Source organism: Rahnella sp. P4_A8, from assembly GCF_056402435.1.
The window spans coordinates 1-26,409 of record NZ_JBFUHK010000032.1; the positions used below are offsets into that span (position 1 = coordinate 1).

Sequence of the window (26,409 nt, forward strand, 5' to 3'; positions counted from 1 at the left end):
CCGTTTCCCATCTCAAACCTCCTTCGGGTTAGCCAGATAACCCGTGGTATCGCCTACAGGACGGCAATTCGCATTGGGTTTAATGACGATATTTGGGTGAGTGAAATGTGAAGCCGGCAACGGTGCCACTTCAGCCAGTTCACCGTATTTCGCACGCAGTTCTTCGATTGGCGCCATATCCAACGCACGCAGCGGGCAGGATTCAACACAAATCGGTTTTTTACCTTCAGCAATGCGTTCGTAGCATCCGTCACATTTGGTCATGTGACCTTTGGCTTCATTGTATTGCGGCGCGCCATACGGACACGCCATATGGCAATAACGACAGCCAATACAGATATCTTCGTTTACGACCACAAAACCGTCTTCACGCTTATGCATCGCGCCACTCGGACAGACCTTGGTGCAGGCGGGATCCGCACAATGGTTACAGGAAATTGACAAATAATAGGCGAAGACATTCTGATGCCAGCCATCTCCGTCTTTTTGCCAGTCGCCGCCAGCATATTCATAGATACGGCGGAAACTCACGTCCGGGGTTAAATTTTTGAAGTCCTTGCATGCCAGTTCACAGGTTTTGCACCCTGTGCAGCGGCTTGAGTCAATATAAAAACCATATTGAGTTGTCATGATTTACTCCGTTAAACCTTAGCCACTTGCACAAGGTTGGTATGAGAGGGGTTACCTTTCGCCAGCGGTGAAGGTCTTTGAGAAGTCAGTACATTAATGCTGCCCGCACGGTCGATTTTTTTGCTGTCAGGGGAATACCAGGCACCTTCGCCAAGTGCGACAACGCCCGGCATCATGCGCGGTGTCACTTTGGCGGCTATATGCACTTCCCCGCGATCGTTAAAGATGCGGATCATGTCGCCGTTGGTGATACCACGCTGTGCGGCATCCATCGGATTGATCCACATTTCCTGGCGACAGGCTGCTTTCAGTACATCAACATTGCCGTAAGTGGAGTGGGTACGCGCTTTGTAGTGGAAACCCGTCATCTGTAACGGATATTTACTGGCCAGCGGGTCGTCATAGTTTTCGAAACCGGCGGCATACACCGGTAATGGATCAATAACGTCCTCTTTAGAGAGTTCCCATTCAGCCGCAATCTTGGCCAGTTCAGCAGAGTAAATTTCGATTTTACCGGACGGCGTACTCAGCGGATTGGCCGCAGGATTTTCACGGAATGCTTTGTAAGCCACATGATGCTGGTCGGGGTCACGTTTTTTGAATATGCCCTGTTTGCGGAAGGTCTCGAAATCTGGCAGTTCTGGCAGCGCTTCACGTGACTGCTGATACAGATGACGCAACCATTCTTCCTGCGTACGGCCTTCGGTGAACTGCTGCTCTACCCCCATGCGGCGGGAAAGCTCGCTGGTCATTTCATAGATGTTCTTGCACTGGAAACGTGGCGTAATCGCCTGATCGGCAAAAATCACATAATCCATGTTGCCGCACGAGGCATCGAGACAGAAATCCATCTGCTCAGAGGCCGTGCAGTCTGGCAGGATAATATCTGCGTATTTTGCTGACGAGGTCATGTGGTTATCAATCACCACAATCATTTCACACTGTTTGTCATCCTGCAGAATGTCATGGGTGCGGTTAATATCTGAATGCTGATTGATCAAACAGTTACCAGCGTAGTTCCAGATAAACTTAATGGGCACATCAAGTTTATCCTTGCCGCGCACGCCATCTTTCATGGCGGTCATCTGCGGGCCACGCACAATCGCATCCGTCCACAGGAACATAGAAATACTGGTCTGAACCGGATTTTCCAGCGTCGGCATACGTACAAACGGGATCTCGTAGGAACCTTCGCGGGCACCGGAATTGCCACCGTTAACGCCCACGTTGCCAGTAAGGATCGCCAGCATCGCAATTGCACGGGTTGCAATTTCTCCGTTAGCGTGACGCTGCGGGCCCCAACCCTGCGTGATAAATGCTGGTTTTGCCTGTCCGATTTCACGTCCCAGCTTGACGATTTTATCCACGGAGATGCCCGTGATTTTTGCCGCCCATTCAGGCGTTTTCGCTACACCGTCTGGCCCTTTGCCGAGAATATAAGCCTTGTAATGCGCATTCTCAGGCACACCCGCCGGTAAGGTCTTTTCGTCATACCCGACGCAATACTTATCGAGGAATGGCTGATCAACCAGATTTTCAGTGATCATGACGTGCGCCAGCGCCGCTGCCAGCGCGCCATCAGTACCCGGACGGATCGGCACCCATTCGTCTTCGCGTCCGGCACCGGTATCGGTATAGCGCGGATCCACAATGATCATACGGGCGTTCGAACGCTGGCGAGCCTGTTCGAGGTAATATGTCACCCCGCCACCGCTCATACGGGTTTCACCCGGGTTATTGCCGAACAGCACCACCAGTTTGCTGTTTTCGATATCAGACGGGCTGTTGCCGTCCGCCCAGCCGCCATAGGTATAATTAAGACCCGCTGCAATTTGCGCTGAACTGTAGTCGCCATAATGATTCAGATAACCACCGCAGCAGTTCATCAGACGAGCGATCAGTGTCTTGCCTGGCGGCCATGAACGCGTCATCGTGCCACCCAGCGTACCTGTGCCGTAATTCAGATAAATCGCTTCATTGCCATAGCGATGAATAATGTCTTTAAGGCTGCCCGCCAGGGTGTCAAAGGCTTCGTCCCAGCTGATAGGCTTGAATTTCCCTTCACCACGTTTGCCCACGCGTTTCATCGGATACTTCAGACGGTCCGGGTTATAAACACGACGACGCATTGAGCGCCCGCGCAGACAGGCACGAACCTGATGCAGTCCTTCATAATTGTCATTACCGGTATTGTCGGTCTCGACATAGCGGATCTCGTTATCAACGACGTGCATTCGCAACGGACAGCGGCTGCCGCAGTTAACAGTACAGGCACTCCAGACGATTTTCTCATCTGTAGATTTGGCCGGGGCCTGTAGCTTTTCCGCACGTATTGATTTGAACGGCAACGATATGCCGCCAACTGCGGCTGCTATACCGGCGAGTGTGGTTCCCTTAACCAGGTCACGGCGGCTGATCCCACCGCCTGAATCGGTTTTATTACTGTTTGAATCTGACATTGCTTACTCCGTAACGCCCTTATCTGAAGGACGAAAATTTAACAACCCTGTCATCGGGCCCTGGCTCGTGGCTCGTGGCTTCTTTAGACTTTTTCTATTTGAATCAAATTTGTATGCTGAGGATTACCCTTCGCTAACGGTGAGGGGCGTTGGGTTGTCAGCGTGTTCATACAGGCACCATGGTCAATACGGTCACCACCCATATTGGCCTGATGCCATGCGCCCTGCCCCATAGCCACAACGCCGGGTATGATGCGCGGGGTGACTTTTGCCGCTACACGCACTTCACCGCGGTCATTAAAGACTTTCACTTTGTCACCGTTTTCAATGCCACGGGTTTTGGCATCGATCGGGTTAATCCAGACTTCCTGCCGGCAGGACGCCTGCAAAACATCGATATTGCCGTATGTGGAATGGGTGCGGGCTTTGTAGTGGAAGCCGAACATCTGCAACGGAAACTGGCTACGTTTCGGATCGTCCCAGCCTTCAAAGGTTGAGGCATATACCGGCAGCGGACTAATGGTTTCATCTTTTTTCAGCTCCCATTCGCCGGCAATTTTCGCCAGAGCAGAGGAGTAAATTTCGATTTTACCGGAAGGTGTTTTCAGCGGATTGGCCTGGGGATCCTGACGGAATTTTTTATAAGCCACAAAATGCCCGGCAGGATCCTTACGCTTATATATCCCCATTAGCCGTAGTTCTTCATAAGCAGGCAATGCCGGGTCTTTCGCCAGCATTTTGGCATACAGATATTGCAACCACTCCCGCTGGGTACGGCCTTCGGTGAACTTGTTATAAACATCCGGGCCAAGACGACGCGCGACTTCGCTCATCATCTCGTAGATGCCTTTACGTTCGAACTTAGCGGACGTTGCGGGCTGGATGAAAATCAGATACCCCATATTTCCGGCGTAGTCATTTGGAATAATATCTTCCTGCTCGACGGTCATAAGGTCAGGCAGCAGGATGTCGGCGTACTTCGCCGAGGAGGTCATGAAGTTTTCCAGCACGACGATCATCTCGCACTGCGTGTCATCCTGCAGAATATCGTGGGTTTTATTGATGTCGGAATGCTGGTTGGTGATGGTATTACCGGCATAGTTCCAGATGAATTTGATCGGCACATCCAGTTTGTCTTTGCCGCGCACGCCATCTTTCGTGGCAGTCATCTGCGGGCCACGGGCAATGGCATCAGTCCAGCTAAAACAGGAAATCTGTGTTTTGACCGGATTTTCCAGCACGGGCATGCGTTCAATGGTGATGGTATAAGTGGATTCACGTGCGCCACTATTGCCGCCATTAATGCCAACATTGCCGGTTAAAATCGGCAACATAGCGATGGCTCGGGACGTCAGTTCACCGTTGGCCTGACGCTGTGGACCCCAGCCCTGAGAGATATAGGCGGGTTTTGCCTGACCGATTTCGCGGGCCAGTTTGACAATACGATTGGCCGGAATACCGGTAATGCGGGACGCCCATTCAGGTGTCTTTGCCGTCGCATCTTCGCCCAGGCCGAGAATATAGGCTTTGTAATGACTGTTGGCCGTTGCGTCCGCAGGCAGGGTTTTTTCGTCGTAGCCCACACAATACGAATCAAGGAAGGGTTGGTCGACCATGTTCTCAGTGATCAGCACATGCGCAAGGCCAGCCACCAGTGCGGCATCCGTCCCCGGACGAATAGGGATCCACTCGTCTTCCCGACCTGCAGCAGTATCCGTATAACGCGGGTCGATCACGATCATACGGGCATTGGAACGCTGGCGTGCCTGTTCGAGGTAATAGGTGATGCCGCCGCCACTCATGCGCGTTTCAGCCGGATTGTTACCGAACAGGACGACCAGCTTGCTGTTTTCAATATCTGACGTACTGTTGCCCTCGTTACTGCCATACGTGTATGGCATGGCGCAGGCGATTTGCGCGGTACTGTAAGTGCCGTAATGACTGAGAAAACCGCCATAGCAGTTCATCAGGCGGGCAACCAGCGAAGCGTAAGGAGAAGAACGGGTGATGTTGCCGCCTACAATGCCGGACGTGTAATTGATATATACCGCTTCATTGCCGTATTTCGCGACAATACGCTTCAGGTTATTGGCAATTTCATCGAACGCCTCTTCCCAGCTAATGCGTTTAAACTTACCTTCACCGCGCTTGCCGACGCGCTTCATCGGATAATTCAGGCGCTCCGGATGATTCATGCGGCGGCGGATAGAACGCCCGCGCAGGCAGGCGCGCACCTGGTGATCACCGTAAATATCCTGCCCGGTATTGTCTGTTTCGACCCAGTACACCTCATCATCACGTACATGCAAACGTAACGCACAACGGCTACCGCAGTTGACTGAACAGGCGCCCCACACCACTTTATCTTCGGAGACTAAATGCTTCGCCTCACCCACTCCCTGGGCCAGTGCTTTACGGCTAAAAGGAAGGGATACGCCATCCGCAGCAACGGCCAGCCCTGCCAGCGTTGATGTTTTGATCAGTGTCCGGCGGCTGATACCACTTTTTAGCGTGGTGATTTCTGATTTGATTTCCGACATTTTTCGCTCCGGTAATGAGGCAATACCCACTCAAACAGCATGGATACTACTTATTAGGGGGTACGAAACCTTGTCTGCTATCAAAAAAGGCGGGGTTGAAGAGAAAGAAATACGGAATTCGTAACGTAACGCATGATTTCATGCATAAAAAAAAGCGCCCTAAGGCGCTTTTCGCTATGTTAGTGCAGATATAACGGGATTAACCGATATATTCTAAACCGCCCATGTACGGACGTAATACTTCCGGCACTTCGATACGGCCATCAGCTTGTTGGTAGTTTTCCAGCACGGCGACCAGTGTACGGCCTACAGCCAAACCAGAACCATTCAGGGTATGAACCAGACGTGGTTTTTTATCGGTTTTGTTGCGGCAACGCGCCTGCATACGACGGGCCTGGAAATCACCCATGTTGGAGCATGAGGAGATTTCACGGTATGTATCCTGCGCTGGCAACCAAACTTCCAGATCGTAGGTTTTGCAAGAGCCAAAGCCCATATCGCCGGTACACAACAAAACTTTGCGGTATGGCAAATTCAGCAGTTGAAGCACCTTTTCTGCATGGCCGGTCAGTTCTTCCAGTGCGTCCATTGAATCTTCAGGACGAACGATTTGCACCATCTCAACTTTGTCAAACTGGTGCATGCGGATCAGACCACGGGTATCACGACCATACGAACCGGCTTCTGAACGGAAACATGGCGTATGCGCTGTCATCTTCAGTGGCAGAGATTCTTCTTCAAGAATTTCATCACGGGTCAGGTTGGTCAGCGGCACTTCCGCCGTCGGGATCAGCGCATAGTTACTGCTGCCCGCCTCTTCATCCAGGGGTTTGGTATGGAACAGGTCTTCGCCAAACTTAGGCAACTGACCGGTACCGTACAACGTTTCCTGATTGACCAGATAGGGAACATAGGTTTCCAGATAACCGTGTTGCTCTGTGTGCAGATCGAGCATGAACTGCGACAGCGCGCGATGCATACGGGCGATTTGCCCTTTCATCACGACAAAACGCGCACCCGTCAGTTTAACGGCAGCGGCAAAATCCAGGCCGCCAGCCATTTCGCCCAGCGATACGTGATCGCGCACGGTGAAATCGTACTGACGCGGCGTGCCCCAGCGGCTCACTTCCTGGTTATCGTTCTCATCTTTACCGGCAGGCACGGAGTCATCAGGCATGTTTGGAATAGCAGAAGCGATATCGCGGATGTCATTTTGCAATGCATCCAGTTCAGCTTTCGCTGCATCCAGCTTCTCACCCAGCGTATTCACTTCCAGACGCAGGGGTTCGATGTCTTCGCCACGGGCTTTTGCCTGACCGATAGATTTCGATCGGGAGTTACGTTCAGCCTGTAGAGTTTCCGTTTCTACCTGCAAGACTTTGCGGCGTTCTTCCTGAGAACGCAGCGTTTCCACATCGAGTTTAAAACCTCTGCGAGCGAGTTTTTCTGCAACTGCGTCTAGCTCATTACGCAGCAGATTGGGATCCAGCATGCTAATCCTGTACGTGTCGTTATTGAATGTTAATTTGATGATGCACGCTGTCTGAAATGGCAGCGTGTCAAAGAGTTATCACGGTAACCTTACCGCAACGATAAAATTAGCGGTAGCGTTTTGTCGGGCTATTTTGATCTTGTTCGGCAAGCCATGCCAACTTTTCGCCGATCTTGCCTTCAAGCCCGCGTGATGTCGGGTAATAATACTGCGTACGGGCCATTTCAGGCGGGAAATAATCCTCTCCCGCCGCATATGCATTCGGTTCGTCATGCGCATAACGATACTCAGCACCAAGCCCCATTTCTTTCATCAGTTTGGTAGGCGCATTACGCAAATGTTCCGGCACATCAAAATCTGCCATTTCGCGTGCATCACGCATGGCAGATTTGAATGCGGTGTATACAGCATTACTTTTCGGTGCACAGGCCAGATACACAATCGCCTGGGCAATCGCACGCTCACCTTCAGCCGGGCCAACACGGGTAAAACAATCCCAGGCAGCGAGCGCCACCTGCATGCCCCGTGGATCGGCATTCCCGACATCTTCTGAAGCAATCGCCAACAAACGTCGGGCGACATACAACGGATCACCACCGGCGGTGATGATTCGGGCATACCAGTAAAGTGCCGCATCAGGCGAAGAACCCCGCACTGATTTATGCAATGCAGAGATTAAATCGTAAAAACGATCGCCTTTATTGTCGAAGCGCGCACTGCGTTCACCGGCAATCTCAGTGAGTAATTCCGGCGTGAGTGTCCTGTAACCATTGGCGTCGATTTCCGCCATATCGGCCATCATTTCAATACTGTTCAGCGCCCGGCGCGCGTCGCCATTCACCAGCTCCGAAAGCATCCGGCGGGTTTCCGGCGGAACACGGATTTTCTCATTGGCGTAACCGCGCTCAGAATTGCTCAGTGCCTGATCAATCACTTTCTCGATATCTTCAGCCGTCAGTGATTTAAGTAAATACACACGAGCGCGAGACAGCAATGCGGAATTGAGTTCGAAAGAAGGGTTTTCGGTGGTCGCACCAATAAATGTAATGGTGCCATCTTCAATGTGCGGCAGGAAAGCGTCCTGCTGACTTTTGTTAAATCGATGGACTTCATCAACGAACAAAATGGTACGACGCCCGGCATCGCGATTCTGCCGGGCTCGCTCAATCGCTTCCCGAATATCTTTAACACCGGATGTGACCGCAGATATGCGCTCAACATCGGCGTTTGCATACCGGCCAATCAGTTCTGCCAGCGTCGTTTTCCCGGTACCCGGCGGCCCCCACAAAATCATCGAATGCAATTGCCCTGCTTCAATGGCCCGCGGCAGAGGTTTGCCCGGCGCTAACAGATGCTGCTGTCCGATATATTCTGCAAGAGTGACTGGCCGCATTCTGGCGGCCAGTGGCTGGAATTCATTTTGGGAAAAATCGAGTGACAGATTACTCAAACTAACCTCACTGACGCTGGTCGTCCACCGTCACACCCTGCGGCGGAGTAAATTTAAACTTGGCATCATCAACAGACGCATTTTGCTCACCTTTCAGGGTATAAGCACTTTTCTGCCCGTCCTGTTCAACGGCAGTGAAGCTTTTGATAGTGCCTGAAGGGGTCACGTTGATCGCAAATTGTTTCAGATTACCGGTCGCAGCTTTCGGCGTTAATTCAAAGTCATCGCCTTTCTGTTTCACGTTATATTTTGCCCAGTCACTGCTATCATTACGCGTGATCAGCATGAACGGCGTGTTGCCGGTGGCATTTTTAAGCCAGGTTGCCGTGACTTGTTCAACGAACGGGTTATAGAACCATAGGGTTTTACCGTCGGAAACTAAAATGCTCTCATCCGGCGTAGTCATATGCCAGTTAAACAGGTTTGGACGTTTCACCCACAACTGACCTTCGCCCTGCTGAACGGCTGCACCATCATCGCTGGTTACCGTCTGCGTGAAGCTGGCATGGAAAGTATTGAGCTTACCCAGACGAGATTTGAGATCACTGCTGGCATCCGCTAAAACGGAAGCAGAGGTAAATGCGGTCAGTAAACACCCTACCATTAACAATTTTTTCATTCTTATACTTACCTCAGAAATCCATAAACTTCAGACGATGCCTTTTACACAGGCAAAAGACGTATGGTGCGAACTCTATCCGAGGCAGCGCCCCGGCGGTAGCTCATTCATCTGAAAAACAATAGTTTTACGCATCTTTGCACAAGGGTCGCATTCGCGACCCTTCTTAACAAATGCAGGCAAACCGGCTGGGTTTACTCGTGTGACGGTGGTGCCAACACTTCGCGGTTACCGTTATGACCCGGAGTACTGACAATGCCCTGCGCTTCCATTTGCTCAACAATGCGCGCCGCACGGTTGTAACCGATACGGAACTGACGCTGAACACCCGAAATCGACGCACGGCGTTTATCGACTACGAACGCAACCGCCTGATCAAACAGCGCATCGAGCTCTTCATCACCGTCCAGCCCTAAACCGCCACCCTCACCATCTTCACCACCGGAAACAATGCTTTCGATGTATTTCGGACGACCGCGCGCTTTCCAGTCCTGAACCACCGCATGCACTTCCTGATCGCGGACAAAAGCACCGTGAACACGCACCGGAATCGAGGAGTTTGGTGCCATATACAGCATGTCCCCCATCCCCAGCAGTGATTCTGCGCCGCCCTGATCCAGAATGGTGCGGGAGTCAATTTTACTCGAAACTGTAAAGGCAATACGGGTCGGAATGTTGGCTTTAATCAGACCGGTAATAACATCGACAGAAGGACGCTGGGTCGCCAGAACCAGGTGAATACCTGCCGCACGGGCTTTCTGGGCCAGGCGCGCAATCAGCTCTTCAACTTTTTTACCGACGGTCATCATCAGGTCAGCAAACTCATCGACCAGCACCACGATAAACGGTTCTTTCTGCAGATACGGCGGCTCAGCAGCCATGCCATCGCCCGGCTTCCAGAACGGATCAGGAATGGGACGTCCCATCGCCTCCGCTTCCAGAACACGTTCATTGTAACCGGCAAGGTTACGCACACCCAGCGCCGACATCAGTTTATAGCGACGTTCCATTTCACCGACACACCAGCGCAGCGCATTGGCTGCATCTTTCATGTCAGTAACGACTTCGGTCAGCAGATGTGGAATACCTTCATACACCGACAATTCGAGCATTTTCGGGTCGATCATAATGAAGCGCACATCTTCAGGTTTAGACTTGTACAGCATACTCAGGATCATGGCGTTAACGCCGACGGACTTACCGGAACCGGTCGTACCGGCCACCAGCAAGTGAGGCATTTTCGCCAGATCGGCGATAACCGGCTCACCTGAAATATCTTTACCCAGCACAATTGTCAGCGGCGACGTACTTTCTTTAAATTTCGCACAGTCCAGCACTTCGCGCAGATATACCGTCTGGCGCTTCTTGTTTGGTAATTCCAGGCCGACATACGGTTTGCCCGGGATCACTTCTACAACACGCACCGCAACCGCAGACAATGAACGGGCAAGGTCACGCGAAAGGTTAGAAATACGTGCAGCTTTCACGCCCGGCGCCAGATCCAGTTCGAAACGGGTAATTACCGGCCCCGGCAATTTCCCCACGACATCGGCTTTAATGCGGTAATCATTCAGACGCGCTTCGATCAGATTTCCCATCTGTTCCAGCGCGAACTCATCCACAGGCTCAGCTTCAGCCGGCGGTGAGGTCAGCAAATCCAGTGATGGCAGCGGTGTGGTCGGTTTCACCAGCGGCTGTTCATTACGCATAAGGAACGGATGGATCAGGCTATCCATATCAGGCTGCGCCGATGGCGAAGACTGTCGTGGAGCCTCATATTCCTGCGCATGCTGTACGGGCTCAGAAGACGTAGCGCGCTGATAAGGTTGTTGTGCAAACGTTGCAGCCTGCGGTTCTTCTTCCGCTTGTGCCGGCAATGTAAACAGCGGTTCAGAAGGCGTATCGTCCACCAGGTCAGCCATTGGTGAGAAGCTGAACGCATCATGCTGGCTGAGTTTCATGGCTGCAGCGGCAAAATCATCAGCAACAGCCGGTAATTCAGTCTGCTGATTTTGTGAATGATGATGCTGTACCACGCCGCTTAGCGGTTCGACATCCTGCTGATAGCGGGCCTGCTCACGCGCAGCAAACGCATTGCGCAATTCGGCTTCCTGCAAGGCAGTTTCTTCATCAGGTTCATTTTCAGTGACCGCATCGCCATAGCGCTCTTGTTGCTGAGCGGCAAACGCCTGCTGCAATGCTGCTTCCTGTAGCGCTTCTACGTCTGCCTGGATCTGTGGATCGCTATGCGTCGCAGACTGTGCCTGTTCCTGCTGTTCTGCCATACGCTGAGAAGGCAGCTTGATGCCATACGAGGCCAGCTCACGGCGTGTAGGTATACGCACCGGATTAGGACGCGGCAACTCAGGGCCAAAGCCTTTTTTCACCTGTGGATTTTCATCGCTCACAGCACTGAAGGCTGGCATAAAGGTGTTACCAGCGGAAGATGCCGTGGACTGCCCTGCCTGTGCAAGGCCGGTCGCCAGTGCTGCGGTGGCCGCCACGCTGGCCGCCTGAGCGGCATCAGGCACTGCTGAACTGAAATCAAACGGAGAACGGGAATGCTCCACGGCAGTTTGCCAGTTGCCCAGACTCGGACCATCTTCCTCTCTGCGCTCAACTGGCGCTGGTGAAGGCGATTGCTGAACGGGCTGCGGATGGCGCGGAACTGGTGTTTCTTCCGGGATCTCGAAATTGTATAACGGCGGAATGGCCGTTGCCGGTGCTGGCTGCGGTGAAATATTAGCAACCGGCGGCTCAGCAGCATAAGGATCCGCTGCCTGTACCGGTTCAGCAACAGCCGCGCTCGCAGCAGGTGCGGTAGCCTCAGAAGAGGCCTGCGCCACAGGTTCATTCACCGAAGGCGCAGAGAACAGCACGTCATCTTCATCAGCTTCGGAAGCGGCGGCAGTTGCAGGAGCCGCTGCAGCAGCGACGGCCGGCGCGACTTTAGCAGCCGGTTTTGCGTCATCGTCTTCCAGTAGCGGAGCGTCCTCCTCGTCGTAATCATAATCATCGTCACGACGGGACCGGTTGGTCACGATATTCGTTACACCCAGCACGGCACCACCGATCTTTTCGGCGATCGTCAACCAGGACCAGCCGGTAAATAAGGTCAGGCCAGCAGCCCAGACGCATAACAGCACCAGAGTCGCCCCCACATTATTAAAGTAAGGTGTCATCGCGGTACTGAGCAAACTGCCGATTACACCGCCGGAAGCGAAGTAATACAGGTCATCAACGTTGACGGCTGCAAGACCACAAGACGTGACAATGAGCGCCAGCGTGCCAATAAGGCGCAGCGAAAGGGCAAAATAATCGACGAAATCCTGTTTATCCCGCTGACGGAAAGCCGCCCAGCAGAGACACAGAATAATAGGTGGAATAGCGTAACCAAATACGCCAAAGATGAAGAACAGCGTGTCGGCCATCCATGCACCTACACCACCGCCCCAGTTATGAATTGGCCCATGCCAGGCTGTCTGAGACCAGCTTGGATCAGAGGGGTTAAAACTCACCAATGCCGCCATTAAATAAGCAGCAAAAATCGCTACCACAACCAGCAAAGCCTCCAGAAGACGGCGGCCATTGCTCAGTTTTTTCAGGGTAACTTCTTTATCTTCTGTATATTCCTGGCTCAAGAAAGGCTCTCCAGGTTCCTGTGAACTGAGAAAAAGCAACAGCGCCGAGACTCCCCGGCGCCATAGCTGTATAGATACACAGGAGTGTAGCTAAAATGACAAGGTTTTGCACCAGAACAATTACCGGGTCTTAATGACCAGGCGATTTGTCTGTTTCACTTCTTCCATCACCACGTAGGTGCGGGTGTCGTTAACACCTGGCAGACGAAGTAAAGTCTCACCTAACAGCTTACGGTAAGCAGACATATCAGGTACGCGGGTTTTCAACAGGTAGTCGAAGTCCCCTGAAACCAGATGACACTCCTGAATATCTTCGAGTTTTTGTACTGCCGCATTGAACTGTTCAAACACATCCGGGGCGCCGCGATTGAGGGTAATCTCAACAAATACCAGCAACGATGCGTCCAGATAATGCGGGTTGAGCAATGCAGTATAACCATTGATGAAGCCCTGACGTTCAAGACGACGAACGCGCTCCAGACATGGAGTTGGAGATAATCCCACACGTTTGGAAAGCTCGACGTTTGAAATCCGGCCATCCTTTTGCAATTCGTTGAGGATGTTACGGTCAATACGGTCGAGATCTTTTCCCGGACGTTTTTTGTTGTCTACCATTATTATTGTCTCTCTGCTGTCCTTCCCTGCACCTGCCATACCCCAGCCAACTTCAATGTCTAAGGGTTGTCCCAAGCGAAGACCCGATGATTAAGGTTTACGCATCCAAAAGCCGCGTTGATCCCCTGTCAAAAGGAACACGGCCATAAAACGGATACTCAAAAGAAATAACCTTGTGAAATTAATAGATTGAAAACCACCAACCTGATTCACTAAACCCTGCTGCAACATAAAAACCAAAAAGCAATACCAGGACGGGTCCGTAGCAGCCAATTGCATAAATTCAAGTCACAGACAGGCAGTTAATTTCTTCTTCCCCTGATGTTTTCGCAAATGCACAGCGGATTGTCAAAGTAAAAGAAGCAAAATCAGAAGAACGTGCCAGATTGAAAAGCGGACGCCCCCTTTTTAGCTGTCTTTTATCTATGAACAATAACAACGCATCTCACCCATTATTTCGGCCAAATCCCTACAAACAATCCTGAATTGTGGCTAAATTAACGCGTTCTGATGAACAACGTTCACAACGATCGGTCGCCGGAATGCTGGTTTTTCATCCTATCCATCAAACAGTTATCTGCCTCATCAATATTGGCGAAATCCTTTTTACGCGGGTTACGCAGTAAAAACTATCAGACAAATCGTTAACAACATCTGAGTTTACTTTTTTTACTGCGCCGTTTTCCCTACAATCGGTTTATCGCTTGTCGCCATCGCGGAGATGAATTACGCATGAGTACGGTTAAACACAGTAAGTTATTGATCTTGGGTTCCGGTCCGGCGGGTTATACCGCAGCGGTTTATGCTGCGCGTGCAAACCTCAATCCGGTATTAATTACCGGTGTGGAAAAAGGCGGTCAGCTGACCACCACTACCGAAGTGGAAAACTGGCCAGGCGATCCGGAGGGTCTGACCGGTCCGGGCTTAATGGAACGTATGCATGAGCATGCCACCAAATTTAATACTGAGATCATTTTCGACCACATCAACAAAGTCGATTTGCAGAACCGTCCGTTCCGCCTGACTGGTGACAGCGGTGAATACACCTGTGACGCGCTGATCATCGCAACCGGCGCTTCAGCACGTTATATCGGTCTGCCTTCTGAAGAAGCTTTTAAAGGTCGCGGCGTGTCAGCCTGCGCAACCTGTGATGGCTTCTTCTATCGCAACCAGAAAGTCGCGGTTGTCGGCGGTGGCAACACCGCTGTTGAAGAAGCTCTTTATCTGGCCAATATTGCCTCTGAAGTGCATCTGATTCACCGTCGTGACAACTTCCGAGCGGAAAAAATTCTGGTGGATCGTCTGAACGACAAAGTGGCCAGCGGCAATATCGTTCTGCATACCCATAAGACCCTGAATGAAGTGGTCGGCGATCAGATGGGTGTGACAGGCGCGAGCCTGCTCGACGTGCGCACTGATGAGAAATCGCAAGTGGATGTGGCGGGCGTGTTCATTGCTATCGGTCACAGCCCGAATACCGGCATTTTTGAAGGCCAGCTGGAACTGAAAGATGGCTACATCAAAGTGCAGTCCGGCTCTCATGGCAACGCCACCCAGACCAGTATTCCGGGCGTCTTCGCAGCGGGCGATGTTATGGATCATATCTACCGTCAGGCGATCACTTCTGCCGGAACCGGTTGTATGGCCGCACTGGATGCAGAACGCTATCTGGACGGTTTATCTCAAGCCCCGGATTTATAATTACGCCTGCGGCTAGTTATCGGACCAAGAGTCCATACAAAGAGTAACGAATAAGGCGGCTTAATTGCCGCCTTATTGTTTTCAGTGTTGAGCCAAGCATGTAACATGAGCGCCCTCCCATCCGGATTGCTGCACAGACTGATGCCTGATGAATAAAACACGACAACAAGAACTTATCCGCTGGTTAAAACAACAAAGCTCACGCGCCAAAGGCTGGATCCGTCTGTCTATGATGCTGGGTTTACTTTCCGGTTTGCTGATCCTCGCGCAAGCCTGGCTGATGGCCGGATTACTGCACAGCCTGATCATTGACCACACACCGCGTGATGCCCTGCTGCAAAGTTTCCTGTTAATGGCGCTGACGTTTGTTCTGCGCGCTGTGGTCACCTGGCTGCGTGAACAGGTGGGCTTTATTTGCGGACGTGTTATCCGTCAGGAAATGCGCAAGCTGGTGCTGGATCGTCTCGAGAAGCTGGGACCTGCCTGGATCCAGGGAAAACCGGCTGGCAGTTGGGCCAGCATTATTCTTGAACAAATCGAAGATATGCAGGATTACTATTCCCGTTATCTGCCGCAGATCGCTCTCGCAGGTATTATTCCCCTCCTCATTCTGGTCAGTATTTTCCCGATTAACTGGGCCGCCGGGCTTATTTTGCTGGTGACAGCGCCGCTGATCCCGCTGTTTATGGCACTGGTCGGTATGGGGGCCGCTGATGCGAACCGTCGTAACTTTGTCGCGCTGGCGCGTCTGAGTGGGAATTTTCTCGACAGCCTGCGCGGTCTTGATACGCTTCGCCTTTTCCATCGCGGCACAGCGGAAATCGACCAGATTAAGCGTTCAACTGAAAACTTCCGCGCCCGCACGATGGACGTTCTGCGTCTGGCCTTTTTATCTTCCGCTGTACTCGAATTCTTCGCCTCTATTTCTATCGCCGTTGTCGCGGTTTACTTCGGCTTCTCCTATCTCGGTGAACTCAATTTTGGCAGTTACGGCACGCCTGTGACCCTGTTCGCTGGCTTTCTGGTACTGATACTTGCCCCTGAGTTTTTCCAGCCTCTGCGTGATCTGGGCGCGTTTTACCACGCCAAAGCGCAAGCCATCGGCGCAGCAGAAAGTTTAGTCACGTTTCTGAGCGCAGAAAGTGCCGATATGGGTGACGGCGAGCAACCCTGGCCAGCCGGGCAGACAGTGGCACTGGCAGCCCGCGACGTCATTATTCAGTCACCGCAAGGCAAAACGCTGGCCGGTCCGTTAACGTTTAGCATTCAGACCGGACAACGTATCGCGATTGTCGGCCTGAGCGGCGCGGGGAAAAGCTCCCTGCTCAACGCCCTGCTGGGCTTCCTGCCTTACCAGGGTTCCCTTACTGCCAGCGGTATTGAACTGAAATCATTGCGTAGTGATGAATGGCGTAAACAGCTGAGCTGGGTGGGCCAGAACCCGTATCTGCCCGAACTTACCCTGCGCGCCAACATTCTGCTTAATCAGCCGGAGGTCAGTGACGAACAGCTTCAGTCCGCCATTGAACGTGCGTATGTGAATGAATTTCTACCCTTGTTACCGCTGGGGCTGGAAACTGAACTGGGTGACAGTGCTGCGCGGTTATCTATCGGACAGGCGCAACGCGTCGCCGTTGCCCGCGCCCTGCTCTCACCATGCAGTTTGTTACTGCTCGATGAGCCGACCGCCAGCCTGGATGCGCACAGCGAAAAACGTGTGATGAGCGCGCTGAGCGAAGCCTCTAAAGCACAGACTTCACTGCTTGTAACGCATCAACTGGAAGATACCCGTGACTATGACGAAATCTGGGTGATGGAGAAAGGCCTGATCGCTGAGCGTGGCACCTTCGCGCAACTGGTGACTCAGAACGGTTTATTCGCCAGTCTGCTTTCCCGGCGGAATAAGGAGCTTTAATGATGAAAACCCTTCTGCCTTATCTTGCTCTGTACCGCCGCCACGGGTTCCGTCTGTCACTGGGTGTTATTCTGGCCATCGTCACCTTACTGGCGAGCATCGGCCTGCTGACGCTCTCTGGCTGGTTCCTGGCAGCCTCGGCAGTGGCCGGTGTCGCCGGTTTATACAGCTTCAACTATATGCTGCCCGCAGCCGGTGTGCGCGGTGCTGCGATATTTCGTACCGCAGGCCGCTATGCTGAACGTCTGGTCAGCCACGACGCGACCTTCCGTGTGCTGGCGCATTTGCGGGTGTTTACATTCACAAAAATTCTGCCGCTGTCACCGGGGGGAATTGCACATTTCCGTCAGGCTGACCTGCTTAACCGCCTGGTCGCCGATGTCGATACGCTCGATCACTTATATCTGCGGGTCATTTCTCYGCTGGTGAGTGCGCTGGTGGTGATCATTCTGGTGACCTTCGGCCTGAGCTTCCTCGACGTGAAACTGGCGCTGACGCTGGGCGCGATTATGCTGGTGCTGATGCTGCTCCTGCCGGTGATTTTCTACCGCGCGGGAAAACCTGCCGGACGTGAACTGACGGCGCTGCGCAGTAACTACCGGATGCAACTGACATCGTGGTTACAGGGGCAGTCTGAACTGGTGGTTTTCGGCGCTCAGTCGCGGTTCCGCCAGCAACTCAATGATATCGAACAGCGTTGGATGTTGCGCCAGCAGCAGCAGGCAAAACTCACGGGCCTGTCTCAGGCAATGGTGATCGCGGCGGCCGGTCTGACCGTCACACTGATGCTATGGCTGGCTGCCGGTGGTATCAACCAGTTCCCGCAACCGGGCGCACTGATCGCACTGTTTGTCTTCACCCCGCTGGCGGCATTCGAAGCGCTGGGACCTGTAGCCGCCGCATTCCAGCATCTCGGGCAGGTTATCGCCTCAGCTCAGCGCGTCAGCCAGATCATCGACCAGCCCGCAGATGTGACCTTCCCGTCTCAGGGCCCGCTGGCCGGTGAACGGGTTAGTCTGTCGCTGAAAAATGTGAATTTCACCTATCCGGGGCAACCGTTGCCGGTGCTGAAAAATATCAATCTGGATGTCCGTGCCGGTGAGCACATCGCCCTGCTTGGTCAGACCGGTTGTGGCAAATCCACCCTGCTGCAACTGCTGACTCGCGCCTGGGATATCAGCAACGGTGCGTTGGAAATCAACGGTCATCCGGTTGCTGATTATGATGAAGCGACACTGCGCAAAATGATCACCGTCGTCAGCCAGCGTGCGCACGTCTTTAACACCACGCTGCGCGAAAACCTGCGCATGGCATCGCCGCAGAGCACCGACGAACAAATCGCCGATGCTCTGAAACAAGTTGATTTACATGTCCTGCTGGAAAACGAAGGCCTGAATGCCTGGCTCGGTGAAGGCGGACGTCAGCTTTCCGGCGGCGAACAGCGTCGTATCGGGCTGGCGCGAGCTTTGTTACATGACGCGCCACTGTGGTTGCTGGATGAACCCACGGAAGGGCTGGATGCAGAAACGGAACAACACATTTTGGCACTGCTGCACAAGCATTGTCAGAATAAGACGCTACTCTTAGTGACGCACCGTTTGCACGGTCTGGAAGCCCTCGACAGGATATGTGTTATGGAAGAGGGGCAGATTGTGGAACAAGGCGATCACCAGACGTTAGCCGCGGCACAAAGTCGTTATGCAAGGTTCCTTGCCCGCGCCTGACGGGGTTGTTTGTGGTTTTACGGCGGACGTGTCCGCCGGATAAGGAGATCTATGCGGTTAGTTAAGCTTGAGGCCAATTCATTGAATTTCCCGGAACCTGAAACCGCATTGCAGGAGCCGAATGGCCTGCTGGCTATCGGGGGYGATCTTACCGCTCCCCGCCTGCTTTCCGCGTACCAGCATGGCATTTTCCCCTGGTTCGAGCCGGGGGAAATGATCCTCTGGTGGTCACCTGACCCCCGCGCAATTTTGGTCCCGGGAGAACGCCACGCCAGCCGCAGTCTGAAACGTTTTATGCGCAAGATGCCGTTTCGTTTCACCCTCAACCAGCAATTTGAGCAGGTGATCCATGCGTGCGCCATGCAGCGTGAAGATGGCACCTGGATCGGGCCGCTGGTGCAGCGTGGTTATCAGGAATTGCATGAAGCCGGACGCGCGCACTCGGTTGAAGTCTGGGAAGGTGAAGAACTGGTTGGCGGTTTGTACGGCGTTTCTGTCGGCGGATTATTTTGCGGTGAGTCGATGTTCAGCCGGCGGGAGAATGCCTCTAAGTGCGCGCTTATGCTTTTTTGCCAACATTTTTCCCGCAATGGAGGAGAACTGATTGACTGTCAGGTGCTCAACCCTCACACTGCGTCGCTGGGTGCGAGAGAGATCCCCCGCCGCCAATTTTTGCAGCAGTTATCCGCACTTTCGCAACGCGCGTTAGCACCGGATTGCTGGTTGCCACAAGACTTATCCCCACATGATGAAGACCTGCCGGTGTTCCCGAAGGATAGGGAATAGGTGCGGTCATGGACCATACTTCTTTACATAATGTGGGTTTTTCGGCATTATCTTGCCGGTTAAAAACTATGGTAGTTAGACCTAGAGGATTCGATGGCCAAAGAAGACAACATTGAAATGCAAGGCACCGTACTTGATACGCTGCCAAACACTATGTTCCGTGTAGAATTAGAAAACGGACACGTAGTTACCGCTCACATCTCCGGTAAAATGCGTAAGAACTACATCCGCATCCTGACGGGCGACAAAGTCACTGTAGAGCTGACCCCGTACGACCTGAGCAAAGGCCGCATTGTCTTCCGTAGCCGTTAATAAGCGGCTCACTCATCGCTGATTTTCCGGCGATACCTGAGGATACCCTTTTCGCCCTTCCTGCTGTTGCAAGGGCGTTTTGTGGTATCCGCAATCCGGCGTTTTGTTCCATTATCCTTTCTGAAATCCCTCACTAATTACTGCAATTAAATAAAGAATTTCAGAAAGAAAAAAGGCGATGTTTTCACATCGCCTTTTGTTTTTTCATGCTTTATGAAAAATTAATGCACCGCACCTTCCGGTTTTTTCTTCTGCGCACTCATAAAGTGATAAGTGAGCTTGTCAGCCGCCTTATCCAGTGCCACAGAGACGGAACCGCCATCCACCAGTGAACCAAACAGCAGCTCGTTAGCGAGTGGTTTTTTCAGGTTTTCCTGAACGGTACGGGTCATCGGACGCGCACCCATCGCACGGTCATAGCCTTTCACTGTCAGCCAGTCGCGAGCCTCGTCGCTGACTTCCAGAGAAACGCCTTTCGCATCCAGCTGCGCCTGCAGTTCGACGATAAACTTGTCGACAACCTGCTGGATAACTTCCGTAGACAGATGGTTGAACCAGATAACGTTGTCCAGACGGTTACGGAATTCCGGCGTAAAGGTCCGTTTGATCTCTTCCATCGCATCCGGGCTGTTATCCTGATGCACCAGACCAATCGATTTACGTTCCGTTTCACGCACACCGGCGTTAGTGGTCATCACCAAAATCACGTTACGGAAATCTGCTTTGCGACCGTTGTTATCGGTCAGCGTACCGTTGTCCATTACCTGCAGCAGCAGGTTGAAGACATCCGGATGCGCCTTCTCTATTTCATCAAGCAGCACGACGGCGTGCGGATGTTTAATCACCGCATCCGTCAGCAAACCGCCCTGATCAAAACCGACATATCCCGGAGGCGCACCGATCAGACGGCTGACCGTATGACGTTCCATGTATTCCGACATATCAAAACGCAGCAGTTCGATATCCATCGCTTTCGCCAACTGAACCGTCACTTCGGTTTTCCCCACCCCGGTTGGACCGGCGAACAGGAACGAACCGACAGGCTTGTGATCCTGACCCAGACCGGCGCGGCTCATCTTGATCGCTTCGGTCAGTGCTTCAATGGCCGGATCTTGTCCGAAGACCAGCATTTTCAGGCGGTCACCCAGACTTTTCAGGACATCACGGTCTGTCGCAGACACAGTTTTTTCCGGAATGCGGGCAATACGCGCTACGACACTTTCGATATCGCTGACATTCACGGTTTTCTTGCGTTTACTGACCGGCATTAACCGGCTACGTGCGCCCGCTTCGTCAATCACGTCGATGGCTTTGTCCGGCAGATGACGGTCATTAATGTATTTGACCGACAGCTCGACCGCCGCACGCACCGCTTTCGCGGTGTAGCGCACATCGTGATGCGCTTCGTATTTGGTTTTCAGGCCGTTAATAATCTGGACGGTTTCTTCAACGCTTGGCTCAGTAATATCAATTTTCTGGAAACGCCGTGCCAGAGCGCGATCTTTCTCAAAGATATTGCTGAATTCCTGATAGGTCGTCGAACCAATCACGCGGATTTTGCCGCTCGACAGCAACGGTTTGATGAGGTTTGCCGCATCCACCTGACCACCTGACGCCGCACCGGCACCGATAATCGTGTGGATTTCATCAATAAACAGAATGCTGTTTTTATCCTGCTCCAGCTGTTTCAGCAGAGATTTGAAACGTTTCTCGAAATCACCGCGGTATTTGGTACCCGCCAGCAACGAACCAATATCCAGAGAATACAGGGTGCATTCTGCCATCACTTCCGGCACATCGCCCTGCTCGATTCGCCATGCCAACCCTTCGGCAATGGCCGTTTTACCTACGCCGGATTCGCCCACCAGCAGCGGGTTGTTTTTACGGCGACGGCAGAGCACCTGAATGGCGCGCTCCAGTTCTTTGTCACGGCCAATCAGCGGATCGATACCACCTACGCGCGCTAACTGGTTAAGATTAGTGGTGAAGTTCTCCATACGATCTTCCCCCGCCGACTGTTCTTCGTTAACTGGGTTTTCCGCATTGTTTTGCGCCTGGCTACCCGATTCATCTTTACGGGTGCCGTGCGAGATAAAGTTCACCACATCAAGGCGGCTGACATCATGTTTACGCAGTAAGTAGGCAGCCTGAGATTCCTGTTCGCTGAAAATCGCGACCAGAACGTTGGCGCCGGACACTTCACTGCGGCCAGAAGATTGCACGTGGAATACCGCACGTTGCAGAACGCGCTGGAAACTCAGCGTAGGCTGGGTGTCACGTTCCTCTTCACTGGCAGGTAAGGTGGGTGTGGTTTGCTCGATGAAGGCTTCCAGTTCCTGGCGCAGGGCCACTAAATCAACTGTACAAGCTTCGAGCGCTTCACGGGCAGCAGGGTTGCTGAGCAACGCCAGCAACAGGTGCTCCACGGTCATAAACTCATGCCGGTGCTCACGGGCTCTTGCGAAAGCCATGTTGAGACTGAGTTCAAGTTCTTGATTGAGCATAGGCACCTCCCAAATAGATTGCCTTAATCAGGCTTTTTCCAGCGTACACAGCAACGGATGCTCATTCTCCTTGGCGTACTCATTTACGTGTGCGACCTTGGTTTCCGCGACTTCGGCAGTATAAACGCCGCATATCGCTTTACCTCTGTAGTGCACCTGGAGCATCAGTTGCGTTGCACGTTCAATATCATAAGAAAAGAACTTTTGCAGAACGTCAATCACAAATTCCATTGGAGTGTAATCGTCGTTGTTTAATATAACTTTATACATAGATGGCGGTTTTACCTCATCCTTTTGCTTATCCGCCGCCAAATGTTCAAAATTTAGCCAGTCTTGATTATTACCCATTGCCTGTTCATCACCTGTGAAGATCGTATTGGAAGCCAAATACACAAACGGGAAGACTTTCTGCAGAGCCTCGCGCTGTTATTACCGTATTTTACCATCTCTGGCCTCACCTTGCCGCTGCACAAAATGTCTACGTACGTCAGACAACGCCGGGCAAAACTTAACAAAATATGTCAATAGCGTTACCTGCTTCAAACTTTGGTTATCTGCTCCCCCGCGACAAATGCCGTTTCCTTGACGTCTAACTCTATTCCACTAGAGTGTAAATTCGTGAGCTGAACGGAGTTTAAACCGGCCTGAACAGACGCTTATCCGCCGTGTTCCGGCCTTCGGGCTCACTCAACTGGCTTTATCTATTTACTACCAGACTAGTCATGAGAGGGATGAAGAAGCATGCAGACGGGTACTGTTAAATGGTTCAATAATGCTAAAGGCTTTGGCTTCATTTGCCCGCAAAATGGCGGTGAAGACATCTTCGCTCACTACTCCACAATCCAGATGGAGGGTTACCGGACTCTGAAAGCCGGCCAGCAGGTCAATTTCGACGTTCATGAAGGCCCAAAGGGGAATCATGCCAGTCTCATTATTCCAGTGGAAAGTGAAGTGGTCGCCTGACCGGTTCAGCATCACGCATCAGATAACGCTTCAACTGCAAATGCCGGTCACTTACTGACTGGCATTTTTATTTATGGGGGAGAATGCTTCCGGCTTCAAGTCCTGAGCGTGAAAAAAAGTACATTTTTTAGACACAAATTGCTAAGACACGTCATATGAGGATGTAAATCTAAACATCATCTCAACAAATTACATGCAATTTCTCCATAATTCCCACCGTTGTATACCTGTTTATTCTTGGCCTGATGAAATAGCCACCACAAAACTCTGGCTCACGACAACAGGTATTTCCATGACTACTTTCAGCTACCCTTCTGTAGAAAAGGCGCCACTTACCGGCCTTCAGTTAATGAAGGCATTGCTCACCCGTCAGATAACGCCGGGGCCATCATGGGAATTACCACGCTATCGCCTCAAATTCCTCTTCCGCACGCTGGCGCACCCGCTCAGAACGTTTGGGATGCTTGATTATCTGGCACAGCATCCGCAGCGCGACGAAATCCTGACCGCCATGCCCAGCCTGCCTTGTAAGCTGCACAGGGCGTATCAGTCGGCAAATATCACGCCGCAACAGGCGATGAAACGCATCAGTGATCACTACGATATGATTGGTCATTGCCTGCCCGACGCGATTAATCACGGTTATCTGAATAAAAAGCCGATGGCGATCGCCACGCTGACAGGCAAAGAGGGGCAACATTTTTTTGTCGCCTTTAATGCCATCAGCCGTCTCGATAAAGAAGGCGAAGCCACCCTGACATTTAATACTCCGCAGGGTGAACCGATTGCGATCGTGACGTTTTCGTTTATTGAATATCAGGGGCGTCCGACGCTGTTTATCGGCGCGTTACAGGGGCCACGCGCGCACGTGGATCATCTGGAGATACAAACAGCGACCAAAGCCTGCCACGGTTTATTCCCTAAACGTCTGGTGATTGAAGCGCTGACCACACTCGCAGACGTCACCGGCATGCAGCAAATCGTGGCGGTGGGAAATCACACCCATATTTATGAAAACCCGCGCTACAAAAAACGCAAAGGCATGGTGTTTGCCGATTACGACAGTTTTTGGGAAACGCTGGATGCTAAACCGGGCGATGACGGTTATTTCCATTTACCTTCACAGATTGCCCATCGCCCGCTGGAAGAAATCGCCAGTAAACGACGCTCGGAATACCGTCGCCGTTACCAGCTGTTAGACGATCTGGAAACGCAGATCCGTCACACTTTTTCCAGCGGACATGGCAACCCCGTGATAACCGAAAACAGCCACGCCGCTTAATCCGCCCTGCCGCGTGCCAGCCATGCCACGCGGGAAAACATTTGCCGCAGCAGCGCAGGAATAGACGAGGTTCCCCGCAACGAGGCCGCAAGTGCCACATCAATCGCCAGATCTGGCTTCGAACTGCGGTGAATGGCTTTATCGATAATTCTTCTCGGCGACATCGGCACATTGTCCGGTATCGCCGCATTCTTGCGGTAAACGTCTTCAAAACCCTCGCGATACAGGAAGTGTTCGATATCCTGCGACGGCAACGCCGTCAGGCGATATCGCAGCGTATCGTTGTGGTTTTCCACGTTCGCAATCACTGTCGCAGCATATTTGCGACCGGCTTCGTCACCGTCGACCAGCGCATGCCATTCGATGCCCATTTGCCGCGCAAAACGCAGCAGAGGCTTCAGGCCACATTGTGCAAACTCAATAACCTTTATCCCTTCCGATTCAAAATGATAACCACACTGACGCGCCAGCTGGTTCAGCAACCAGACTTCGGTCTCGCCTTCCACCAGCAGCCAGCAGCGGGCGAATAAAGACGAGGGACGGTTAAAACGGATATGGAAAGCGATGCGGCGGCTGTCTTCCATACTCAGCCCTTCAGGACCGATGGCGTAAGCCGCGACGCGGCCGGACTCACGCACCAGTCTGCATATTTGCTCAACGGGCACCAGCGACAACAAATCGCCGGAGTTGGTGGTGGTGATACGCTGCAACGGCAACTGATCCAGTAATCCCCAGGCCACCGATAACATGATCGGATGCAAACGGGTTTCGGGGTCTTCAATGAGTAACAGTGGCCGGGCATCCGGATGCAGCACCACCGAGCCTTTCGCCTGTAACAATGTCGAGAACATGCCGAGCAGCATCACCCGCATACTGCGGCTGTTGGGTTCGGCAATCATGCGATTGATGTTATCCAGCGAACGCCATGCGCGGCGGCTCTCCGCCCGGCCATGACGCTTTTGCTGCCAGGGGGCACTGCTGGACGTCCCCTGCTCGGCAAAATAGTGTTCCAGCAACTGTCGCATCGCCGACAGGCCACTGCGCAGTTCACTGTTTTTCAGCGTCTGCGGGCTGTGAACCAATTCGCGCGTCAGTTCATCAAGCTGTTTTGCCAGCTCTTCATTATTGACTGCCAGCCGCGGCGCCAGTGTTTCGCTGCGCAGACGGCGAATAAAGCGCGCATCGCGTAAGCGTAATACCGGGTTCAGGCGGATCAACGCCTGCGCAAGCGGGTCAATCGTCGTCAGATTTAAAGGCTGACCGTTGGACGACAGAAAACTGCGCAGCGTCATCACGCTGCCATCGTCGTCCAGCTCTCCTTCAAGACGATAATAGATACGGTTCAGTTTATCGGCACATTTCACCCAAAGTGGTGAGAGCGGATTAAAGCGCGGCGACATATGATGACCGGCCTGGTTCTCGCAAAATGTAAACACCACGTGCAGGTACTGTGATTTGGCCTCCTCTTCGCCTGCCGGGAAATAGAAATCCTCCTCTTTAAAGCAGTACAATTTAGATTCGGGGGAAAGCAGCAGAGTTAACGCATCGAGCAGGCTGGATTTCCCCCAGGCGTTCTCGCCGATTAACACGGTGTTGGTCAGAAAGGATTCGGCCTGCCCCTGATGGGCAGAACCGGTAATCGATGCGCCACGTTGCGCGGGCTGCGTCAGCGTCAAAGACAGGCGGTTAATCCCGCGAAAACCGACAATATCAACACGTTCCAGATACATCAGACGCCTCCTGTGTGCTCAAAACTTTCCTGAGCATGGCGTTAAA

18 protein-coding genes are annotated in these 26,409 nt (G+C 52.5%); 7 read left to right on the forward strand and 11 right to left on the reverse strand.

The features are described from left to right. Positions 1 to 12: 12 nt before the first annotated feature. The 8 genes from AC1DUO_RS15765 to lrp all read right to left on the reverse strand — a co-directional run bounded on the left by AC1DUO_RS15765 (position 13) and on the right by lrp (position 13,446). Complete coding sequence (locus AC1DUO_RS15765; protein WP_013574782.1) at positions 13 to 630, reverse strand: DMSO/selenate family reductase complex B subunit; 618 nt, start codon at positions 628 to 630, stop codon at positions 13 to 15. Between the two features lie 11 nt (positions 631 to 641). Continuing rightward, on the reverse strand, positions 642 to 3,089 hold the full coding sequence (gene dmsA, locus AC1DUO_RS15770; RefSeq protein ID WP_112198016.1) for a dimethylsulfoxide reductase subunit A: 2,448 nt from the start codon (positions 3,087 to 3,089) through the stop codon (positions 642 to 644). An 83-nt stretch (positions 3,090 to 3,172) separates the two neighbouring features. Further along, entirely contained in the window at positions 3,173 to 5,629 is a 2,457-nt protein-coding gene (gene ynfE / locus AC1DUO_RS15775; protein WP_223510375.1) for a selenate/tellurate reductase subunit YnfE, read from the reverse strand. A 199-nt stretch (positions 5,630 to 5,828) separates the two neighbouring features. Next, positions 5,829 to 7,121, reverse strand: a complete 1,293-nt coding sequence (gene serS / locus AC1DUO_RS15780) for a serine--tRNA ligase (protein ID WP_013574779.1) — start codon at positions 7,119 to 7,121, stop codon at positions 5,829 to 5,831. Positions 7,122 to 7,227: 106 nt separating this feature from the next. After that, a complete protein-coding gene (locus AC1DUO_RS15785) occupies positions 7,228 to 8,571 on the reverse strand; it encodes a replication-associated recombination protein A (protein ID WP_013574778.1) in 1,344 nt (447 codons plus the stop codon). Between the two features lie 7 nt (positions 8,572 to 8,578). After that, positions 8,579 to 9,190: an outer membrane lipoprotein periplasmic chaperone LolA gene (lolA, locus tag AC1DUO_RS15790; protein WP_013574777.1), complete on the reverse strand. Its 612-nt coding sequence runs from the start codon at positions 9,188 to 9,190 to the stop codon at positions 8,579 to 8,581. Between the two features lie 194 nt (positions 9,191 to 9,384). Continuing rightward, complete coding sequence (locus AC1DUO_RS15795; RefSeq protein WP_112198012.1) at positions 9,385 to 12,831, reverse strand: DNA translocase FtsK 4TM domain-containing protein; 3,447 nt, start codon at positions 12,829 to 12,831, stop codon at positions 9,385 to 9,387. 120 nt (positions 12,832 to 12,951) lie between these two features. Beyond that, positions 12,952 to 13,446 carry a leucine-responsive transcriptional regulator Lrp gene (lrp, locus tag AC1DUO_RS15800; RefSeq protein WP_013574775.1) on the reverse strand — a complete coding sequence of 165 codons (495 nt, stop codon included), beginning with the start codon at positions 13,444 to 13,446 and terminating at the stop codon, positions 12,952 to 12,954. Positions 13,447 to 14,178: 732 nt separating this feature from the next. Here lrp and trxB point away from each other — a divergent pair. From trxB to infA, 5 genes are all read left to right on the forward strand, one after another. Then, complete coding sequence (gene trxB, locus AC1DUO_RS15805; RefSeq protein WP_015689578.1) at positions 14,179 to 15,147, forward strand: thioredoxin-disulfide reductase; 969 nt, start codon at positions 14,179 to 14,181, stop codon at positions 15,145 to 15,147. A gap of 148 nt (positions 15,148 to 15,295) precedes the next feature. After that, positions 15,296 to 17,062: a heme ABC transporter permease/ATP-binding protein CydD gene (cydD, locus tag AC1DUO_RS15810; protein WP_013574773.1), complete on the forward strand. Its 1,767-nt coding sequence runs from the start codon at positions 15,296 to 15,298 to the stop codon at positions 17,060 to 17,062. A gap of 2 nt (positions 17,063 to 17,064) precedes the next feature. Then, a complete protein-coding gene (cydC, locus tag AC1DUO_RS15815) occupies positions 17,065 to 18,786 on the forward strand; it encodes a heme ABC transporter ATP-binding protein/permease CydC (protein ID WP_477987922.1) in 1,722 nt (573 codons plus the stop codon). 51 nt (positions 18,787 to 18,837) lie between these two features. After that, positions 18,838 to 19,572: a leucyl/phenylalanyl-tRNA--protein transferase gene (aat, locus tag AC1DUO_RS15820; RefSeq protein ID WP_015689576.1), complete on the forward strand. Its 735-nt coding sequence runs from the start codon at positions 18,838 to 18,840 to the stop codon at positions 19,570 to 19,572. Positions 19,573 to 19,665: 93 nt separating this feature from the next. Continuing rightward, positions 19,666 to 19,884: a translation initiation factor IF-1 gene (gene infA / locus AC1DUO_RS15825; protein WP_002211347.1), complete on the forward strand. Its 219-nt coding sequence runs from the start codon at positions 19,666 to 19,668 to the stop codon at positions 19,882 to 19,884. Between the two features lie 221 nt (positions 19,885 to 20,105). On the opposite strand, the gene clpA is transcribed toward infA, so the two are convergent. Both clpA and clpS read right to left on the reverse strand, forming a co-directional pair. Then, positions 20,106 to 22,388: an ATP-dependent Clp protease ATP-binding subunit ClpA gene (clpA, locus tag AC1DUO_RS15830; protein ID WP_112151150.1), complete on the reverse strand. Its 2,283-nt coding sequence runs from the start codon at positions 22,386 to 22,388 to the stop codon at positions 20,106 to 20,108. A 27-nt stretch (positions 22,389 to 22,415) separates the two neighbouring features. Then, a complete protein-coding gene (gene clpS / locus AC1DUO_RS15835) occupies positions 22,416 to 22,736 on the reverse strand; it encodes an ATP-dependent Clp protease adapter ClpS (protein WP_013574769.1) in 321 nt (106 codons plus the stop codon). Between the two features lie 393 nt (positions 22,737 to 23,129). On the opposite strand from clpS, the gene cspD reads away from it, so the two are divergent. Further along, positions 23,130 to 23,351 (forward strand): cold shock-like protein CspD, encoded by a 222-nt coding sequence (cspD, locus tag AC1DUO_RS15840; protein ID WP_013574768.1) that lies wholly within the window; start codon positions 23,130 to 23,132, stop codon positions 23,349 to 23,351. Between the two features lie 292 nt (positions 23,352 to 23,643). Further along, complete coding sequence (locus tag AC1DUO_RS15845; protein ID WP_443566690.1) at positions 23,644 to 24,633, forward strand: VirK/YbjX family protein; 990 nt, start codon at positions 23,644 to 23,646, stop codon at positions 24,631 to 24,633. On the opposite strand, the gene AC1DUO_RS15850 is transcribed toward AC1DUO_RS15845, so the two are convergent. Next, complete coding sequence (locus tag AC1DUO_RS15850) at positions 24,630 to 26,363, reverse strand: ATP-dependent endonuclease (protein ID WP_037036070.1); 1,734 nt, start codon at positions 26,361 to 26,363, stop codon at positions 24,630 to 24,632. The genes AC1DUO_RS15845 and AC1DUO_RS15850 overlap by 4 nt on opposite strands. Positions 26,364 to 26,409 lie beyond the last annotated feature (46 nt).

Coding starts and splice junctions, on each gene's coding strand:
- AC1DUO_RS15765 (WP_013574782.1), bottom strand. CDS start 630: ATGACAACTCAATATGGTTTTTATATTGACTCAAGCCGCTGCACAGGG.
- dmsA (WP_112198016.1), bottom strand. CDS start 3,089: ATGTCAGATTCAAACAGTAATAAAACCGATTCAGGCGGTGGGATCAGC.
- ynfE (WP_223510375.1), bottom strand. CDS start 5,629: ATGTCGGAAATCAAATCAGAAATCACCACGCTAAAAAGTGGTATCAGC.
- serS (WP_013574779.1), bottom strand. CDS start 7,121: ATGCTGGATCCCAATCTGCTGCGTAATGAGCTAGACGCAGTTGCAGAA.
- lolA (WP_013574777.1), bottom strand. CDS start 9,190: ATGAAAAAATTGTTAATGGTAGGGTGTTTACTGACCGCATTTACCTCT.
- lrp (WP_013574775.1), bottom strand. CDS start 13,446: ATGGTAGACAACAAAAAACGTCCGGGAAAAGATCTCGACCGTATTGAC.
- trxB (WP_015689578.1), top strand. CDS start 14,179: ATGAGTACGGTTAAACACAGTAAGTTATTGATCTTGGGTTCCGGTCCG.
- cydD (WP_013574773.1), top strand. CDS start 15,296: ATGAATAAAACACGACAACAAGAACTTATCCGCTGGTTAAAACAACAA.
- infA (WP_002211347.1), top strand. CDS start 19,666: ATGGCCAAAGAAGACAACATTGAAATGCAAGGCACCGTACTTGATACG.
- clpA (WP_112151150.1), bottom strand. CDS start 22,388: ATGCTCAATCAAGAACTTGAACTCAGTCTCAACATGGCTTTCGCAAGA.
- clpS (WP_013574769.1), bottom strand. CDS start 22,736: ATGGGTAATAATCAAGACTGGCTAAATTTTGAACATTTGGCGGCGGAT.
- cspD (WP_013574768.1), top strand. CDS start 23,130: ATGCAGACGGGTACTGTTAAATGGTTCAATAATGCTAAAGGCTTTGGC.
- AC1DUO_RS15845 (WP_443566690.1), top strand. CDS start 23,644: ATGACTACTTTCAGCTACCCTTCTGTAGAAAAGGCGCCACTTACCGGC.
- AC1DUO_RS15850 (WP_037036070.1), bottom strand. CDS start 26,363: ATGTATCTGGAACGTGTTGATATTGTCGGTTTTCGCGGGATTAACCGC.